Below are 16,654 nucleotides of genomic sequence, written 5' to 3'. Positions count from 1 at the left end.
GAAGAGAAAGAATATGTCACAAGCACAGATACAAACTTTTGCCTCCTGTACCCAGGCAACCTTTCCCGAGGTGTTGCGGCGATTTCAGCATACGCTGCAACTCCTGGGCTGCAACGATCAGCAGGTGTTGTCATGGGTCACGGAAATTACCTGGCCAGGCAACGACAATGATGCCTTTGGCGATATTTATGCCGCGCCCCTGCGCCTGGCACCACCCGATGCACCTACGCTTGAGTGCGCGGGTATAGAGGTTTCGCTCTATACGCAACCAGCCGTCCCCAGTCTGGAGGAGCTACCCTCCTGGCTCGGTTTGAACTTTCTGGTCGATAGCGAACAGTTGCAGGAAGATATTCCTGCGCCTTATACGCAAGAGGCCGGCGCGAGCATCTGGAGTATTTTGCAGATACTGGCCCGCGAGTTTAACGAGGTGGGAGCATATTTTACCAATGAGTGGCAGGAAAACCAGGTCTGGCGGGCCATTGTCGAGACGGCGGGCGATCCATGGGTCTTCGATCTGGGCATCTTCCCTCGTAATCTGGCTACGCATTTTGAGATGGTGCCAGCTGGCTTTAAGGGCACCCTCACCGCTGCCGGCTTTGGTTTTGCCCAGCTGAATCGCTGGCAACAGTTACCCTGGGATAAAGCCGCCAATGCCTCTTAGCAACGAGAACCAATAGGGAGAGCCAAAACTACTATCTGAAATGCCACTATCTACTATATGATATACTTGAGTATCTGATTCTTACTCTCAATCAAAAACCAGGAGAACAGAGGGTGCCACAAAACCCTTCAGAGACCGGTTCTTTATTAGGGAACCATTGCGTTTTTATCTATCTGGTGCTCTTTGAGCGCGGCCCGTGCATCCCAAACCAGGAGGGCAAACTAATAATTTCTATCTGACAACTTGCCCGGGTTCAGCAAGGCATAGTGAACGTTTGGAGACGTTCCAGCCAGGTAGTCCGGGTCTTAAAGCTGAGGTTCTACACGATTGAAATGATGATAGAATGATATGGAGAGGATTGAAAGTACCAGGTAACACTTTTCTTACTCCTCCATCACAACCATTCGTGTACAATCAAAGCTTGAGAATTTTTAACAGGGCTGACAACAGTTCTAGCAATCGATGAACAACAAAGTGGTAAAATGTGTCAAAAGAGGCTGTCGCAGCCGATCAAGAGCGGGCCTGGTAGCATCAAGACGTTTTACCACGTTTTGAAAGGCAGACAGACACATGGGACATCACATCCTGGTTGTTGATGATGACGAGGGAATAGTCGAGGTCGTACAAATAGTACTGGAGGGCGAAGGATACGTTGTGCGTACCGCAACCAATAAGGATGACTTACAAAATATCGCCGACGATCTGCCCGACCTTATTTTACTGGATGTGCTTTTATCAGGTGACGATGGTCGCGAGATTTGTAGAAAACTGAAGAGCGATAAGGCAACCAGGCATATTCCCGTTATTATGCTTTCAGCACATTCCGATGCTAGTAAGGTAGCCGACGCAGGTGGGGCCGATGATTTTTTGGAGAAGCCCTTTGACGTGGATGTGCTCATCGACATAGTTGCCAGGCATCTTTCCCCTTCTCAACGCGTTCACAATTAGTCGAGCCGCAGGCGCTCACAAAAAAGTCTCATTAAAATAAATGGGGAGGCTCATGAGCCTCCCCATTTATTTTAATGAGTTACCTCCTGACCCGGTTGCCAGCGAAGGTTGGGCTTGCGGGCGGCCAGGGCCTGGTCGAGACGACCAATAACGGTTGTATGGGGAGCCGTCTTGACCAGTTCGGGATTGGTGCGAGCCTCTTCAGCGATCTGGCGCATGACGCTTATGAAGTAGTCCAGCGATTCCTTCGTTTCGGTCTCGGTAGGCTCGATCATCATGGCCTCAGGCACGATTAAAGGGAAGTAGATGGTCGGAGCGTACATGCCATAATCCAGCAGGCGCTTGGCGATGTCGGTCGCGGTGACCCCATGCTCTTCCTTCAGCTTGCGCGCGGTAGCCACAAATTCATGCTGGCAGATCAGCGGATAGGCGGTCTCATAATCCGAGGAGAGCTCCTGACGCAGATAGTTGGCGTTAAGGATAGCGCTCTCAGAGACATGGCGCAGGCCATCGGGCCCATTGAAGCGAATATAGGTGTAGGCGCGTACCAACACGCCAAAGTTGCCCAGGTTGGCGCGCACTTTGCCGATAGATTGTGGGCCAGCTTCCTCCCAGTAGTAGCCGTCCGCGTTCTTGGCGGGCAGGGGGCCAGGTAGGAATGGCACCAGGTGCGCTTTGACACCGATCGGACCCGCTCCAGGTCCACCACCGCCGTGTGGCGTGCTACAGGTCTTGTGCAGGTTAAAGTGGACCACGTCAAAACCCATATCGCCAGGACGCGTGATACCGAGCACGGCGTTGGCATTGGCGCCATCATAGTAGAGCTGCCCACCAACATCGTGGATCATGCGACCGATCTGCGCGATATTGGCGTCAAACAGGCCCAGTGTGTTCGGATTGGTCAGCATGATGGCCGCCACCTCATTGCCATGCGCATCCAGCAGGGTCTTCAGGTGCTCCATGTCGATGCCACCGGTGCGATCATCACTTTTGACTTCGACCGCCTTATAATTCGCCAGCGTGGCGCTGGCCGGATTGGTGCCATGGGCGTTATCGGGGATCAGCACCAGGTTGCGGTGCCCTTGACCCTTGCTCTGATGATAGGCCTTGATCAGCATTAATCCGGTTAGCTCACCATGAGCACCCGCCGATGGCTGCAGGGTGACGCGCGCCATGCTGGAGATCTCCGCCAGGTAGCGCTCAAGCTCATACATGAGCTGGATCGCTCCCTGCACCGTCTTTGCGGGCTGCAAGGGATGGATATGCGCGAAGCCAGGCAGCGCGGCCATATCTTCGTTCAACTTGGGATTGTACTTCATGGTGCAGGAGCCAAGCGGATAGAAACCGGTATCGACCCCGAAGTTGCGCTGCGAGAGATGGGTGTAGTGACGCACCACCTCGATCTCGCTGACCTCTGGCAAAGGCGCTGGCTCCTCGCGTAGCAATGAAGAAGGGATCATGCTATCCAATGCTTCCACCGGCACATCCATGCTCGGCATGGTCGCGGCACGCCTGCCGGGAGCGCCTTTTTCAAAAATTAATGTCTCTACACTCATGCCTGCACCTCTTTCAACACGCTGACCAGGGTATCGATATCTTCTTTTGTACGCGTCTCTGTCACACAGAAGAGCATATGGTTGTCCATGCCGGGATAGCTTTCAGCCAGTGGATAACCGCCGATAATGCCCGCCTGCTCAAACAATTGCTCCATGCGGCTGGTAGAGACGGGACACTTGATCACGAATTCATCAAAGAAAGGACCGTTGAAGGCGGCTTCAAAGCCTGGGATGGCGGTGATCTGGCGGAAGGCGTAGTGAGCCTTCTGTAGACAGAGTTGACCTAGCTCCTGGAAGCCTTGCTTGCCGATGGCGGCCAGGAAGATAGTGGCGCCGACGGCCAGCAGGGATTGGTTGGTGCAGATATTGGAGGTGGCGCGCTCACGCCGGATGTGCTGCTCACGCGTCTGCAGCGTCAGGACATAACCGGTCTGCTTTTGCTCGCCCTCCTCGATAGTCTGTCCAACCAGGCGGCCGGGAAGGAGACGCATAAACTTCTGCCGGGCGGCCATAAAGCCGAGAGCTGGGGCGCCATAGCTCATGTTATTGCCCAGGCTCATCATCTCACCCACGGCGATATCGGCGTTATAGTCTCCTGGAGGGGCCAGCACACCCAGTGAGGCCGGCTCAGTAATCACCGACACAAACAGCGTTTTCCCCTGGTGCGCGATCGGTTCAATGGCGCGCATATCTTCGACGCGGCCAAAGAAATTGGGCTGCTGCACGATTACCGCGGCCGTATTTTTATCGACCGCCGCCTTCAGGTCCGTCAGGGAGGTCACACCATTTTCCAGGCCGATCTCTTTCACGCTAAAGCCACGAGCAAAAGCGTAGGTATGCAGCACCTGCCGATACTGGGGATCCACACCGGCCGAGATGACAATCTCGCCACGACCCCCCGGACCCAACGCCATCAAAGATGCCTCGACCAGCGCCGTCGAACCATCATACAGCGAGGCATTGGCGATATCCAGTCCTGTGATCTGACACACCATGGTCTGAAATTCATAGATGGCCTGCAACATACCCTGGCTCACTTCCGGCTGATAGGGGGTGTAAGAGGTCACGAATTCCGAACGGTTCTGCAAATGGGGAACAACACTGGGGATGGCACGATCATAGGTACCGGCACCGAGAAAAGAGATGGTTGTCTCCAGGCTTTTATTTTTGGCCGCCATCCGACTCATCAGACGCTTCAGATCCGGCTCAGGTAACGCGGGCGGCAAATCGAGCGCGTCGCCCAGGCGAACCTCAGCGGGCACGGGCGTCAACAAATCTTCTAGCGAAGAAAGGCCCAGGCGCTCCAGCATAGCCTGCTGCTCTTCTTGCGTATTTGGCACATAGCTCATTCAGTGAACTCTCCCTTGGGTCTCGAAGCTCCCCGGACTCGGCTGCTTCTTTCATGACGCGCAAGGGGAGCCACTACGATATAACCAGAATTGCATGCTAAATACAGTGCCTCGCATTCTGTTACTACGATGGATTTTTTGAGTACCTCTTGCGGCAAATCTGTTGACTGAATATCAGAGGAAGACAGCACAAGCGAGTGGATTGGCATATCCACGTACGGCATCGCTATATATACATCGCTAGACCAGAGAACGCAGCACATTTGTATGCACATTGTGTTCTTTCAATGGTTGCTATTATTATATCGCATAGCTACGCCATATATCCAAAATCCTATAGAGATATAGGAATGTCATGGAAACTTTGTCTATAGAAGGGGCAGGGACGCACGCGTCCCTGCCCCTTCTATAGACAAAGTTTCCATGGATCGTAGGTGCGCCCCTTGCGGGCGCTTTCCCGTATGATTAGCGGCCCTGTAAATATTGCAGATATTGATCTACATTCATCAAAGCGTCAACCTGGGAGGGGTCAGAGAGCTTGATTCTTAACATCCAACCCTGCTCGTAGGGGTAATCGTTAATGTTCTCGGGATGGTCTTTGAGCTCTTCGTTGGCGCTGACGACTTCACCACTCACGGGTAAGACCAGTTCAGAGGTGGCTTTAACCGATTCGATATCGCCGAATTTCTCTTCCACAGCCATGCTCTGGCCGCTCTCCCAGGGTAGCTCGATATAGACGATATCGCCAAGCTGGTCCTGGGCGTAATCGGTGATGCCGATTACGGCCTCGTCGCCCTCCACACGTATCCATTCATCAGTTTTACTATACTTTAGATTAGCAGGATGATTCAGGCTAGCCATCGTTCGTTTCTCCCTTTCTCAGGACGGTTAGTGCTTGAATAGCTGGGTGGTGTAGCAACCACCCGGATATATAACTTTTATTTTCGCTTATAGAAGGGCAATGCTACAATCTGAGCAGGAATACGCTTGCCTCGGATCTCTACAAAAATAGAGGTTCCAGGCTCGGCATGCGCCGCATCGACATATCCCATACCGATGTTCTTCTGGACGGTTGGACCGGGGGCGCCACTGGTGAGGCTGCCAATCTGCTGTTCGCCGGCATAGAGGGGATACCCACCGCGTGGAACACCTCGCTCCAATAATTGGACGCCGACCAGCAAGCGTTTCGGACCCTGCTCTTTGACCTTCTGCAGGGCTTCGCTCCCGATAAATGCTCCCTTGGCCAGTTTGACGGTCCAGCCCAGGCGAGCCTCCAGCGGATTGGTCTGCTCATCCAGTTCATGTCCATACAGGCACAGGCCCGCCTCCAGGCGCAGGGTGTCGCGCGCACCCAGGCCCGCCGGGAGCAGTCCTTTGGGCTGGCCGGCTGCCAGCAGGCTATCCCATAATCCGACCGCATCAGCCGAGGAGCAGTAGAGCTCAAAACCATCCTCGCCTGTGTAGCCAGTACGTGAGATCAAGCAGTGGATGCCCGCGACCTCGCCCGGGACAAAACGATAATAGCGCATATCTTTCAGATCCACGGCGGTCAATGGTTGCAAAATATCGAGAGCCAGCGGCCCCTGCAACGCGATCAGCGCGGTGGTATCCGATTGATTAGACAGTGAAACGTGCTGGAACTGTTTTGCCTGCTGCTGCACCCAGGTGAAATCTTTGTCGATGTTGGCCGCGTTAACGACCAGCATGTAGTGATCTTCCGCCAGGTGGTAGATGAGCAGATCATCTATGACATTGCCGTCGGGCAAACATAACTGTGTATAGAGAGCCTGCTGAATCGCCAGGCGCGAGACATCGTTTGGTACAAGATGCTGCAAAAAGGGGAGCGCATCCTGTCCCTCTACCTTAAACTCGCCCATATGGCTAACATCAAAGAGTCCCGCTCGCGTACGAACCGCCTGGTGTTCTTCCAGGATACTGCTATACTGTACCGGCATCTCCCAGCCACCGAACTCGACCAGGCGCGCCCCCAGGGCGCGATGTCGCTCATAAAGAGGGGTTCGCTTCAGTTGTGAGACGCCATTGTCGTTCGTTGTCATTCCCAAATACTCCATCCAGTACGTTTCAATGGACCTGGCTGCTTTAAGCGCAGAAAATAACTTTTACCAGTCCACTATATCAGATTTTTTTGGGGATCACAATAAAGCAGAACAAGTTCACGAGGCTAGGATGTGATTTGATGGGTTGTGACCAGCGTGGCCATCAGAGGAACCAGCTGTGAGGCGATGGGGGTTCCCCAGCCAGTGGCGGCATCCCATCCAGGACCAGCCTTATATCCATCCAGCGTGACGATAGTGTCGTCAGTAGCCGACAGGCTAACGCCGTTATTCCCACTAACGATATCATGGAACGCGCTCCGATACCAGTCGGACTTCTTTCCAATCTGATATAGCAGCGGATTGATAAAGCCCAACCGCTGATTGGCATACTGGTCCGCCAGCGCCACGATGCCCGCCCATTGAGGAGTTCCAGAACTGGTACCACCAAAGCTATACAGACTACCAGGACCATGCTCACCATCAGACCAGACGACGACCACGCCACGGCTGGTTGAACTATTATAGGCCACGTCGGGCGTCCCTCGCTTATCCGCGATACCCACGATATGATCTTGATAGGAAGGCTTCTTGTAGATATCGCTGAAGCCACCTCCGCTGGCTGACTGGCTGCCGGGATCGCGCCAGACCGTTTCACTCTGATATTCGCCCGTTACAAGATCAGCCTCCAGGGTGGTACCACCTACACCGGTCACCAGCGGATCAGAGACCGGGATCGACGCGGCCTTATTCCACGACTCGTTATCGCAGGTCTGCTCACCGGGTCCATTATCCCCTGAGGCCGCCAGCAATGTCATGCCGAGCCTGGTTGCCGCTTCAAAGGCTTTATGCCAGTTCTTTAAGACGTCCGCTGTCGCGCAGGCCTCGCTCTCGCCAAAGCTCATAGAAATAATATCGCCTAAATCATGATCAATGGTATAATTCAAGGCGCGAATCAGGTCTGGATCGTTCTCACTTTTCGACTCAACCAGGGTAATCGAGGCATCCGGGGCGATCGCATGGGCCCACTCAACGTCCAGCGAGATTTCGGCGGACCAGGTCTGCTGCGTGTCATCTTGCTTGTCCCAGGCTGGCAGCTTATCGGGTACAACGATATTCAAGTTTATCGGCGGCAGGCCAAAGCGAGCATCGAAATCGGCAACATCATCGCGCAGGTGCGGCGCCTGGTAGGCATCTATGATCACGATGCTGCGTCCCTTACCGGTATAGCCCTGTGCCAGTAATGGAGCGATACTATAGGCATTGCGTATCTGGTCAACACCATAGCAATGCTTATCAGACTGACTTATCTGGCATTTAGAGAACAGCGAATCATATGGTCGGCCCAGGTAGCGATAGTGGGGAGAGACGATGGCGGCATGGCGAATTATCCCTCTGGCACCAACATGCATAGCGGCACCAGATGAGGAAAGCAGGGCCATCGCAAGATTCAAGACAAGAGCATAAAGCCAGATCTTCCCGGTAAATTGGTGAGAGATAGTATGGTTCAGCATAGAAAGCATATCCTCCTGGCATGTTTGCTTGCACACGACCCCCAACCATCAACAACGAAATATGCCATTTGAAGATGCCAGGCGTGTATCGCCAATGCTATTATAAGTATAATAATCTCAGCAAGCCATAGGTTCGGACCTCGCGTCCGATTATGTGCGGACCTCGCGTCCGAATAAAATAATCGGACGCGAGGTCCGAACCTATGAGATGCGGCGGCGTTGTTCGACCTGGGCGAGGGTGGGGATACCGCTGATGCCGGTTTGTTCGATGGAGAAAGCGGCCACACAGTTGGCAAAATCGACGGCCTGCGCGGGATCACGATGGCGGTAGAGATGCGTCAGGAAGGCGGCGGCAAACACGTCTCCAGCACCTGTAGGATCGACTTCGTGGGCGCTGTAGGCGGGAAAGCGACTGGGCCGTCCCTTCTGAAACAGGGTGGCTCCGTGGCGGCCATCGGTAGCGACCAGCAAGGGAACGAACATGCTCCAATGGGCCAGTAGCCGATCGGCCTCACCGCGATCACCGGAGGCAAAGGGCAGCAGATCATCATGGCTGAGGATTAAAACGTCCAGGAAGGGCAGGACCTTTTCCGCGTCCCGCCAGGGGGTAGGCCAGACACGCCCATCGGCGTCCCAGCGCCTCAGCCAGCCCTGTGGTGTCGCGGCCAGCAACATACCTGGACGGCGGGGAAAGTGGGTCACCATCTCGGGCCGCAGTTCCTGGGTAAGAGGTCCAAAGAGAACGATGCCAGCGCTATTGCGCCAGTCGAGAGGAATGTCGGTCTCGGTAATATCAGCGCCTCGCGCATAGAGGTACTGGGTCCGAAAACCTTCGTGATAGCGATTGGCGAATGTGGTCGTCTGGGGAGAAGAGGAGACGTGCAGAGCGACCCCTGGCAATGTTGTTGATAAGAGTTGAGCCACCTCGGGGTCCGCGCATGTCACGATCGCTGTGTCCAATCCCAGGTGATAGGCGGTCTGGGCGGCAAAAGTCACGGTTCCGCCAAGTACAAAAGAACCATCATCCTGCATATCACGGGTAACATGACCGAGCGTTAAAAAATCGGGTTGTCGAGACACAAATAATTATCCTCTTTTACAAATTATTTCCAAAAAAGGGCGGCATGCCCCTTTTTGGAAACAACTTGTAAAATGCATGGGCGCCACGGGCGCTATTTCTACCACTGAATACAAATATGGTGACGAGCTAGCGTGCTGGTCGCTTCAATGAAATTACCACCCTGCGCTCTTCGCCCTCCCCAATACTCTCCGTACTGATGTCCTTACTATCAGACAAAGCGATATGTACGATGCGGCGCTCATGCGGAGGCATGGCTTCCAGAGCGATTGAGCGGCGATAATTGCGCACTTGCTGTGCTACACGCAGAGCCAGGGAGCGCAGATTCTCTTCGCGGCGCTCGCGATAGTTTTCGGCATCGACGATGATACGCATGCGATGCTTGGTGCGGTGACTGACAATCAGGTTAACCAGTAACTGCAGGGCGGCCAGAGTCTCGCCACGGCGCCCGATCAGCAGGCCCAGGTTCTCATTGATGCCACGAATATTCAGGGTCAGAGGACTGGTTGAGCGTACCTGCACCGTTGCATGAATATTCATGTAACGCAAAATATGCTGCAAGACATCAACCGTAATCTCTACATCCTCACGGGAAGGATGCTCCACATCCTGCACAGTATCACCAGCGCCAGCGGCAGCGGCCTGCTCAACCAGCGGCTGCAAAGACGGTTCAGAGGAAGCAATGAAAGGCACAGGCTCATCGTCTTCGTCTTCTAATTCTCCCTCGTCCTCATATTCGTACTCATCTTCCTCTTCTTCCTCTTCTTCTTCCAGGAACTCTTCTTCCTCGTCCTCATAGAGCTCCTCTTCTTCCTCGGGGAGAGGAATTTCGACATCGCCCGAGCCCAGGATAGCATCAGCCATTTCAGGGGTGATAATAGCACCTGCGTTGCCAGAACTGGTTGCCCCCGGGCGAACAGTCACGCGTATGCGGGCATCTTTGCTCCCCAGACCGAAGGCCCCCCGGCTGGGCTCCTGTAGAACAGCGATGTCCACCTCATCACGGCGCTTGCCCAGGCGTGTTAGCGCCTGCACGATCGCCTCATCAACACTTTTGCCACTAGCCTCTATGCTTTCCACTGTTTCCGTGCCTCCCTGTAAAATTTATCTATGACCACGATCACCCTGTGGCAGGACAGGGTGATCGAAATTTAGCATATTGCGAACGCGGACTAGCGGGCCTTTTGCGAACCGCTACGTCTACGGGCCGACGCACTTCCCCCACGTGGTCGACGTGTATACTGGGAAGGACCGCTACCGTTTGTTTTGGGAGTGGTCGTGCGCAACTGCGAAATTGCGTTGCTGTCGCTCTTGCCAACACCATCATTCTTGCTCTCAACCACCGTTGGCTTCTGGGTACGAGACGATGGTGTGCTGCTTATTCTATCATCTTTGGGCGCCACGCTACTAGCAGTGCTCGCTGGCGCGACCTCTTTTTTCATGCTCGGTGCCGTCAGTAGCGCACCCCAGCCGGTAACAAAGTATTGCTGTACCGCCTGGAAGATCGACGAAACGGTCCAGTACAGGGCCAGGCCAGCAGGAAAAGTCCAACCGATGAAGACGGTGAAGAAAGGCATGATATATTGCATCATCTTCATCGACTGCTGGGTGGCGTCCGCGGCCGCCGGCTTGCCGTTGTTGGTCGTGACAGGCGCGGTCTTCGGCTGCGCCATACGCAGCGAGACAAACGTTGCCAGGCCGGCCAGGATCGGCAGGACGTGCGATGGGTCAGGATGTGATAGGGGGATCGTCCAGCTCCAGTTGACATGCAAGATGGGATTCAAAAATGAAAGCCAGGCGAACCAGTCTAAGGTCAGCCTCGGCATCGTGGTGAAATGAGGAACAAATGGATACAGGTGCGCGTTAATGTCGTACAGCTTATCTGTACGTACACCAGCGCTCAAAGCATAATACAACCCATACAGTATTGGCATTTGCACTAACAGGGGCAAACAACCGGCCACCGGGTTGACACCATACTCTTTGTACAATGTCTGTATGGCCGCCATCTGCGCCTGCTGATCGTTCGCATGCTTTTTGCGAAGCTCTTGCACCTGCGGCTGCAACGCCTGGGTGGCTTTGGTAGATTTAAGCTGCTGCAACGTCAATGGGAAGAGGACCAACTTAATGATCAGCGTCAGCACCACAATTGAGAGACCAAAATCACCGAACAGGTTATAGAGAAGTATTAGACCATTAAAAATGGGGAACGTAAAAATGATATTAAAGAGATTACCTATCTCGCCCACAAGAACTCTCCTGCCTTCCTTGACCTAGTTACCCAGACGTTCTGGAACCGGATCATAGAGGTCACCGTGATAAAATGGTTGGCATCGGCCAATACGTTTAACAGTCATCCAGCCGCCACGGAAAAAGCCAAAACGTTGAATAGCCTCATATCCGTACTGGGAACATGAAGGGGTAAACCGACACGATGAGGGCAGGACCACCGACAGCGTGCGCTGATAGACACGAATCAAGAAAAGTGCGATATATTTCACATTAAAAACCCTTGCGTGTATTCAACTCTTTCGTCTCCACCGGGTGGGGGGAGCCTTCCAGAAGTCGCGCTCTACGTAACAATGTAGATACATCCTGTATCAACACAGGTAAGCGTACACCAACGATCTGATTCCTTGCGCTAAAAACGATATCCCAACCGGGAGGAATATCCGCTAAAAGGGGGCGAACCGCCTCTGCTAGTAGCCGTTTAATATAATTTCGCTGTACTGCGCGTTTTGAAATGCGTTTACTTACTACAAAACCAACGCGCAATGTAGCTTGATCATTGGGCTTCCACGCGAGGATAAGCAGCCGGGACGCTGTACTGCCTCCCTGCTGCCTTACTCGCTGGAAATCACTATTCTTACGTAAGCGGAACGCACGGTTGAGTGCCACAATAATGTCTGTTCGAATTTAAACAGTCAAGCTCCAGCGCCCTTTGGCGCGGCGAGCTTTGAGCACACGACGTCCATTGCGGGTGGACATACGTTTCATAAAACCGTGTTCGCGTTTACGCGGAATGCGTTTTGGTTGCCAGGTGCGTTTCATAAGACCCTTTCTTAGCCTCCACTCAAGATATCCCGTAGATTATAGCGAGTATCGAGCAGACTGTCAATTCTGATGGCAGGATTTACTGTTGGACTTTTCGCAGAATGTTACCTGGCTGTGAAGTCCGTCGCGTCCCTTCCAACCAATGAAACGTAGGCGTGAAACCAGCAGAGAGGCCAGGCGAGCAGAAAAGTCTGTGCCGGCCTCTCCATACTATGCTAACAGAAAAGTCCTCAATGATGTCATTTTTTCTTACGGGGTTTTGAACCGTAAGAGGACACGACCGAGACGGATCTCGTCGTTGTCGTTCAGCGGCGTGGGCGTCTTGCCGGCCAGGCGCTGCCGATTGAGGAATGTGAAGTTTGTGCTGTTCTCATCCTCTAGCATATATTGGCCATTCTCAACAAAGATGCGCGCATGCAGACGGGAGACGCCGCCCTCTTCACCACCATTAGCGGTCAGATCGACATCCGGATAGATGTTGCTGACGGGATCTTCACGTCCAATGGTGATGACATCTTTGCCACCGAGGTCGAATTCCTGGTTGTCCGCCTCAACGATCAATCTGGCCTGCAAGGCTGCCGGAGCACCGGCAGGGGCCGCGGAGGCCTGCTGCTGCTGATCAGGTTGCTGAGGGGCGGCAGCCGGTTCTGGCGCGGCCTGAGCGGCTGGCTGTGCCGCCGCGACCGGGGCGGGCGCGCCCAACAGGCTCACACCACAGTTGGAACAAAATGCCTCACCGACAGGATTCTCCGCTCCACAGGAGGGGCAGGTCTGGGTTCCAGCAGTGCCCGCGGGGGCGGGAGCGGCTGGCGCAGCCGGGGCCTGAGCCTGAGGAGCCGGGGCGGCACTCGAATCGGCTGCGGTATTTAGCGGCTCGCCGCATTCATCGCAGAATGCCGACCCGTCTGGATTTTCGTGGCCTAAAGAACATCGTACCGACATAAGAATTTTCCTTCCTCTGCCTTTTATTTTGTAACTACTCGGGTTTCCTTCTTGTGCCGCCTGGAGCGGCACGCGAAAAAGGAGTAGGTTTTTCTATTATATTACGGAAGTAGATCGTCTAATCGCTGTGTAAGCTTACGCGTCTTATTTCCGATAGATTTTACCTGTTCCTGGGAAATCTGTTGTCCTTGATTGATCTGCTCAATCGCCGAGAGCGTTTCCGCGTCCAGTACACGAGTAACGTTGGGCGCGATTTTGGTGGTCGCTTTACCGGTGCGCTTGTATTCGTCGAGAATGCGGGTCACCAGGCGCTGGGCATTGGATTTTTCGGCGAAGTTCATCACCAGGGCATTGACCTGCGAGGTCTGGTTGGGATCACTGCTAAAGGTCACCTTGATATCCTCGCGAATCTTCTCACCGGTCAATCCAACCACAGGTACATCATAGCTCAGTTCAGCCTGGGCGATACGGAAGAGCCCAGCCGGGCGTGGATCGATCATCAGCTCGATCAGGACCGATTGCGGGGTATCCTTTTCAAGATCACCCAGATTGATCACCACCTGGCGGTCCGACAGCGAGGATGCATCCACGTCGCGAATCAGCGGCAGGACCTTGACCGCTTTGCGCGGGGTGACGCCGGTTGGCAGGCGTAGCGTAACGGTAGCGTTACGGACCGCGACGGCTACCGCGCTCTGGACCTGCTGCTCGAAGATGGCCATGGCGTCGGCGGGCGATTTGATGAACTCGGCCGGCAGGCCACCACTCAACTGCCCGACGTCGTCCAGCAAGCCTTCATCCCAGTCAGAGCCGATGCCGAGAGGGTAGATCGAGATGCCAGAGGCGGCGGCATCCCGTGCCAGCTGGCGACAGCGATCAGTATCGCCATAGGTGACACCGTCTGTCAACAGAATCATGCGGTTCACCGCGTTCGGGATATTCCAGCGGCGCAGTTCTCCCAGACCCTGGATCATCCCTAGAGACATCGTGGTACCACCAGCATCCTGAATCCGATCGATGGCGGCCTTCATGCCTGGCTTATCGTTAGCAGGCATAGATGGAATGATCACCTGCGCAGTATCATCAAAGATGACTACCGAAATGTAATCGCTGGGCTCAAGGCGGTCAATAACCATCTTTACCGCTTCGCGCACATTTCTTAATTTCGCGCCCTTCATCGAGCCTGAGTGGTCAATAACCAGGGCGAAATTCAATGGCATACGTACCTGCGCCATTAAAGCCGTCGGCTTGGCTTCTAATAACAGATATGCGAGCTGGCTGCCACCAGTAACGGGCATATAATCTTTTCCTAATTGGTGGGCCAGAGTTACCTCTCCGGGCATGTTACATCTGCTCCTTTCGCATTCGGCTGGCTCCCTAGTATATCATAAATCTCATCGCCAACGACGCCACGACCGCCGTAGGTGCGCCCCTTGCGGGCGCTTTCCCCACACGTTCGCGTCCCCTGGTCAACGAGATCGATAACACAGCTCTTAGCGTACAAAAACAACGACGGCGCTGACATTGTCCTCTCCGCCATTGGTATTGGCGACCTCTATCAATTGCGCGCAGGCGGCCTGTGGATCTGGCGCGTGATTGAGGATGTCGGCGATCTGTGGATCGCGTACCATCTCCCATAATCCGTCCGAGCAACTCAAGAGTATGTCACCGGGATGGATCTGCTGCGTGAAGAGATCTACCTGAACATTCTGTTTATCGCCGATGCTCCGGAAAATCTGGTTCCGCTGCGGATGGGTATATACCTCATCGGGCTCGATTAAGCCACCTGCTACCAGCTGCCCGACCAGTGAATGGTCGTTGGTCAATTGATATATTTTTTCGTCTCGTAACATATACGTACGACTATCGCCTACGTTGAAGATATACGCATGATCCCCTATAATCATAAAACCAGTCAGGGTTGAGCCCATGTCGGATTTTTCTTTCTGGTTGATCTGACAGAGGGTGGTGTTGGCGTCTTCAATGGCTCCGCGCAGGAGCTCTTTATAGCTTTCGTCATCGGCCTTAGCAGCCTCTTCCCCGGCTTTCTCTGCCTGTAAGGGGGCCAGCAGCAGTTCACGGGTCACGCGCTCGGCAATCAGAGCAATCGTCGCCCGGCTGGCGCCCTGTCCATTGGCGTGTCCACCCATGCCATCGGCCACGACAAACAGGCCAGCAGGAGAAGAGATCGATTCGTGGACGCGCTCAAAAACCAGGGTCATGGTGCTGTCTTCGTTCGGCTCACTCCGTCGGACGGCTCCAGCGTCGGAATCCGAGGCGGCAATCAGGTGTACGCCATTGGGGAAGGCCGATTGGGAGGCCTGTGGCTGCTCAACCACGTATGTGACACCCTGATCGACAAAGGTATTGACTATCGCTCCCTGCAGCACCTGGGCCTCGCCTCCCTGCTGGGCGGACACAGGATATTCGTGCAGCAGATACGAGGCATTGAGCAGTTCCGCTCCACAATCGATGCAGAACTCGTCCCCTTCAGCATTTTGCTCGGAGCCACAGTTCCAGCAATGTTGATATCCCTGGCGATCGGTGACCTCATAGGTGTGCTCATTCTCTGCGTCGCTCAGCACCTGCATGACCTCGTAACGTCCACCAACGGTCTTGCCTACTTCTAAGAGCGGCAGCTTCTCCGCGTTGCCCGCCGCCGGCTGCTCTGTTTCATTGGGCTGCTGCTCGGTGGTCGGCTCCAATTCGCCTTCGTTATTGGTAGGCTCCAAGTTTTCCTCCTTCGCAGGCAGTGCAGAAGCCTCATCCTGCGGAGTGGAAACTTCTCCATGTTCTGCCTGTTCACTTTTTTGATTCGTAGCCTCGGATTCAGCTGGTTTCTGGGATCCCTTCGGGTCCTCACCGACCGGTACGGCGGCATAGCTATCCAACCCGTTCTCCGGCTCCTGTACGGCCTGCCCGTTCGCGGCGTTGGACTCTTCATTCTGCGCGCCCTGAGGCTGATAGATGGTCGTCGGCATGTCCGCGATATCAGGTGGGGCTGGCTGCTCACTGGCTGGCTGCCCATTGACCTTCTCGGGCCTGATCAGAAGCGTGGGGGCGTCCGCGATGTCGTCATAGGTTGTCCCCGACTGGTGCTCGCTCTCTTGCTGCCAGCGGCGCGCATGAAAAGCCAGCATCTGCTGGGGCGTCAAAATCTGCGTCGGCGCCTGGCTGACATCCTCGCTGTCGTCCTGCGAGGCATGCTTCTCCGCGTACTCTTGCTTCTGCTCAGGGACTGTCGTCTCCTGATTAGAGGTTGTCGTAGCCGCCTTCGCGGGCTCTTCATTCGGGGTAGGGGCCTGGGACTGGACGGCATCCTCAGCATGTGAGGAGGGCGGTGGCGTTCCCTGTGTCTGGGCCTGTTCTGTAGATTCCTGCTGCTCCCCCGCATCAAGCTGCGCGCCGGCCACCACTTCGACCGCTAATAGCTGTCCACAGCCTTTGCAGAATTTGGCATTGTCACGATTTTGTGTATGACACAACGGACAGAGCATTGCT

The 16,654-nt window shown here is 54.5% G+C and carries 16 protein-coding genes; 2 read left to right on the top strand and 14 right to left on the bottom strand.

What is annotated here, in order from left to right; translation table 11 throughout:
* The first annotated feature begins 13 nt into the window (after positions 1–13).
* On the top strand, positions 14–661 hold the full coding sequence (locus KTT_RS12225) for a hypothetical protein (protein ID WP_126596238.1): 648 nt from the start codon (positions 14–16) through the stop codon (positions 659–661).
* Between the two features lie 570 nt (positions 662–1,231).
* Positions 1,232–1,609 carry a response regulator gene (locus KTT_RS12220; protein ID WP_126596237.1) on the top strand — a complete coding sequence of 126 codons (378 nt, stop codon included), beginning with the start codon at positions 1,232–1,234 and terminating at the stop codon, positions 1,607–1,609.
* Between the two features lie 71 nt (positions 1,610–1,680).
* On the opposite strand, the gene gcvPB is transcribed toward KTT_RS12220, so the two are convergent.
* The 14 genes from gcvPB to KTT_RS12145 form a co-directional block, all read right to left on the bottom strand.
* A complete protein-coding gene (gene gcvPB, locus KTT_RS12215; RefSeq protein WP_126596236.1) occupies positions 1,681–3,165 on the bottom strand; it encodes an aminomethyl-transferring glycine dehydrogenase subunit GcvPB in 1,485 nt (494 codons plus the stop codon).
* Positions 3,162–4,514, bottom strand: a complete 1,353-nt coding sequence (gene gcvPA / locus KTT_RS12210; protein ID WP_126596235.1) for an aminomethyl-transferring glycine dehydrogenase subunit GcvPA — start codon at positions 4,512–4,514, stop codon at positions 3,162–3,164. Before gcvPA ends, gcvPB begins: the two co-directional genes overlap by 4 nt.
* 465 nt (positions 4,515–4,979) lie before the next feature.
* Positions 4,980–5,375 carry a glycine cleavage system protein GcvH gene (gcvH, locus tag KTT_RS12205; protein WP_126596234.1) on the bottom strand — a complete coding sequence of 132 codons (396 nt, stop codon included), beginning with the start codon at positions 5,373–5,375 and terminating at the stop codon, positions 4,980–4,982.
* Between the two features lie 77 nt (positions 5,376–5,452).
* A complete protein-coding gene (gene gcvT / locus KTT_RS12200) occupies positions 5,453–6,571 on the bottom strand; it encodes a glycine cleavage system aminomethyltransferase GcvT (RefSeq protein ID WP_126596233.1) in 1,119 nt (372 codons plus the stop codon).
* Between the two features lie 125 nt (positions 6,572–6,696).
* Positions 6,697–8,082: a S53 family peptidase gene (locus KTT_RS12195; protein ID WP_160145819.1), complete on the bottom strand. Its 1,386-nt coding sequence runs from the start codon at positions 8,080–8,082 to the stop codon at positions 6,697–6,699.
* A 201-nt stretch (positions 8,083–8,283) separates the two neighbouring features.
* Positions 8,284–9,162, bottom strand: a complete 879-nt coding sequence (locus KTT_RS12190; RefSeq protein WP_126596231.1) for a PfkB family carbohydrate kinase — start codon at positions 9,160–9,162, stop codon at positions 8,284–8,286.
* 127 nt (positions 9,163–9,289) lie between these two features.
* Positions 9,290–10,240: an RNA-binding cell elongation regulator Jag/EloR gene (gene jag / locus KTT_RS36160; RefSeq protein ID WP_160145818.1), complete on the bottom strand. Its 951-nt coding sequence runs from the start codon at positions 10,238–10,240 to the stop codon at positions 9,290–9,292.
* 92 nt (positions 10,241–10,332) lie between these two features.
* Positions 10,333–11,409, bottom strand: coding sequence for a YidC/Oxa1 family membrane protein insertase (locus tag KTT_RS12175; protein ID WP_126596229.1), 1,077 nt, complete (start codon positions 11,407–11,409; stop codon positions 10,333–10,335).
* 24 nt (positions 11,410–11,433) lie between these two features.
* The gene (gene yidD / locus KTT_RS12170) at positions 11,434–11,661 is read right to left on the bottom strand and encodes a membrane protein insertion efficiency factor YidD (RefSeq protein WP_126596228.1); all 228 of its coding nucleotides are present in this window, start codon (positions 11,659–11,661) and stop codon (positions 11,434–11,436) included.
* 1 nt (position 11,662) lies between these two features.
* Positions 11,663–12,058 carry a ribonuclease P protein component gene (rnpA, locus tag KTT_RS37665; RefSeq protein WP_160145817.1) on the bottom strand — a complete coding sequence of 132 codons (396 nt, stop codon included), beginning with the start codon at positions 12,056–12,058 and terminating at the stop codon, positions 11,663–11,665.
* Between the two features lie 18 nt (positions 12,059–12,076).
* Entirely contained in the window at positions 12,077–12,211 is a 135-nt protein-coding gene (gene rpmH / locus KTT_RS12160) for a 50S ribosomal protein L34 (RefSeq protein WP_126596227.1), read from the bottom strand.
* Between the two features lie 252 nt (positions 12,212–12,463).
* A complete protein-coding gene (locus tag KTT_RS12155) occupies positions 12,464–13,156 on the bottom strand; it encodes a double zinc ribbon and FHA domain-containing protein (protein ID WP_126596226.1) in 693 nt (230 codons plus the stop codon).
* A 101-nt stretch (positions 13,157–13,257) separates the two neighbouring features.
* Positions 13,258–14,496 carry a vWA domain-containing protein gene (locus KTT_RS12150; RefSeq protein WP_126596225.1) on the bottom strand — a complete coding sequence of 413 codons (1,239 nt, stop codon included), beginning with the start codon at positions 14,494–14,496 and terminating at the stop codon, positions 13,258–13,260.
* Positions 14,497–14,646: 150 nt separating this feature from the next.
* A complete protein-coding gene (locus KTT_RS12145) occupies positions 14,647–16,650 on the bottom strand; it encodes a protein phosphatase 2C domain-containing protein (protein WP_126596224.1) in 2,004 nt (667 codons plus the stop codon).
* Positions 16,651–16,654 lie beyond the last annotated feature (4 nt).

It is taken from the genome of Dictyobacter aurantiacus, assembly GCF_003967515.1.
GTDB classification, from domain to species: domain Bacteria; phylum Chloroflexota; class Ktedonobacteria; order Ktedonobacterales; family Ktedonobacteraceae; genus Dictyobacter; species Dictyobacter aurantiacus.
The sequence above is the reverse complement of the archived record's forward strand: the minus strand, read 5'-3'. Positions and strand labels throughout refer to the sequence as shown.

What these genes read in the sequence shown, in the direction of transcription:
- gcvH (WP_126596234.1), bottom strand. Translation starts at nt 5,375, where the DNA reads ATGGCTAGCCTGAATCATCCTGCTAATCTAAAGTATAGTAAAACTGAT.
- KTT_RS12195 (WP_160145819.1), bottom strand. Translation starts at nt 8,082, where the DNA reads ATGCTGAACCATACTATCTCTCACCAATTTACCGGGAAGATCTGGCTT.
- rpmH (WP_126596227.1), bottom strand. Translation starts at nt 12,211, where the DNA reads ATGAAACGCACCTGGCAACCAAAACGCATTCCGCGTAAACGCGAACAC.
- KTT_RS12145 (WP_126596224.1), bottom strand. Translation starts at nt 16,650, where the DNA reads ATGCTCTGTCCGTTGTGTCATACACAAAATCGTGACAATGCCAAATTC.
- gcvPA (WP_126596235.1), bottom strand. Translation starts at nt 4,514, where the DNA reads ATGAGCTATGTGCCAAATACGCAAGAAGAGCAGCAGGCTATGCTGGAG.
- KTT_RS12155 (WP_126596226.1), bottom strand. Translation starts at nt 13,156, where the DNA reads ATGTCGGTACGATGTTCTTTAGGCCACGAAAATCCAGACGGGTCGGCA.
- gcvPB (WP_126596236.1), bottom strand. Translation starts at nt 3,165, where the DNA reads ATGAGTGTAGAGACATTAATTTTTGAAAAAGGCGCTCCCGGCAGGCGT.
- gcvT (WP_126596233.1), bottom strand. Translation starts at nt 6,571, where the DNA reads ATGACAACGAACGACAATGGCGTCTCACAACTGAAGCGAACCCCTCTT.
- KTT_RS12150 (WP_126596225.1), bottom strand. Translation starts at nt 14,496, where the DNA reads ATGCCCGGAGAGGTAACTCTGGCCCACCAATTAGGAAAAGATTATATG.
- KTT_RS12220 (WP_126596237.1), top strand. Translation starts at nt 1,232, where the DNA reads ATGGGACATCACATCCTGGTTGTTGATGATGACGAGGGAATAGTCGAG.
- KTT_RS12225 (WP_126596238.1), top strand. Translation starts at nt 14, where the DNA reads ATGTCACAAGCACAGATACAAACTTTTGCCTCCTGTACCCAGGCAACC.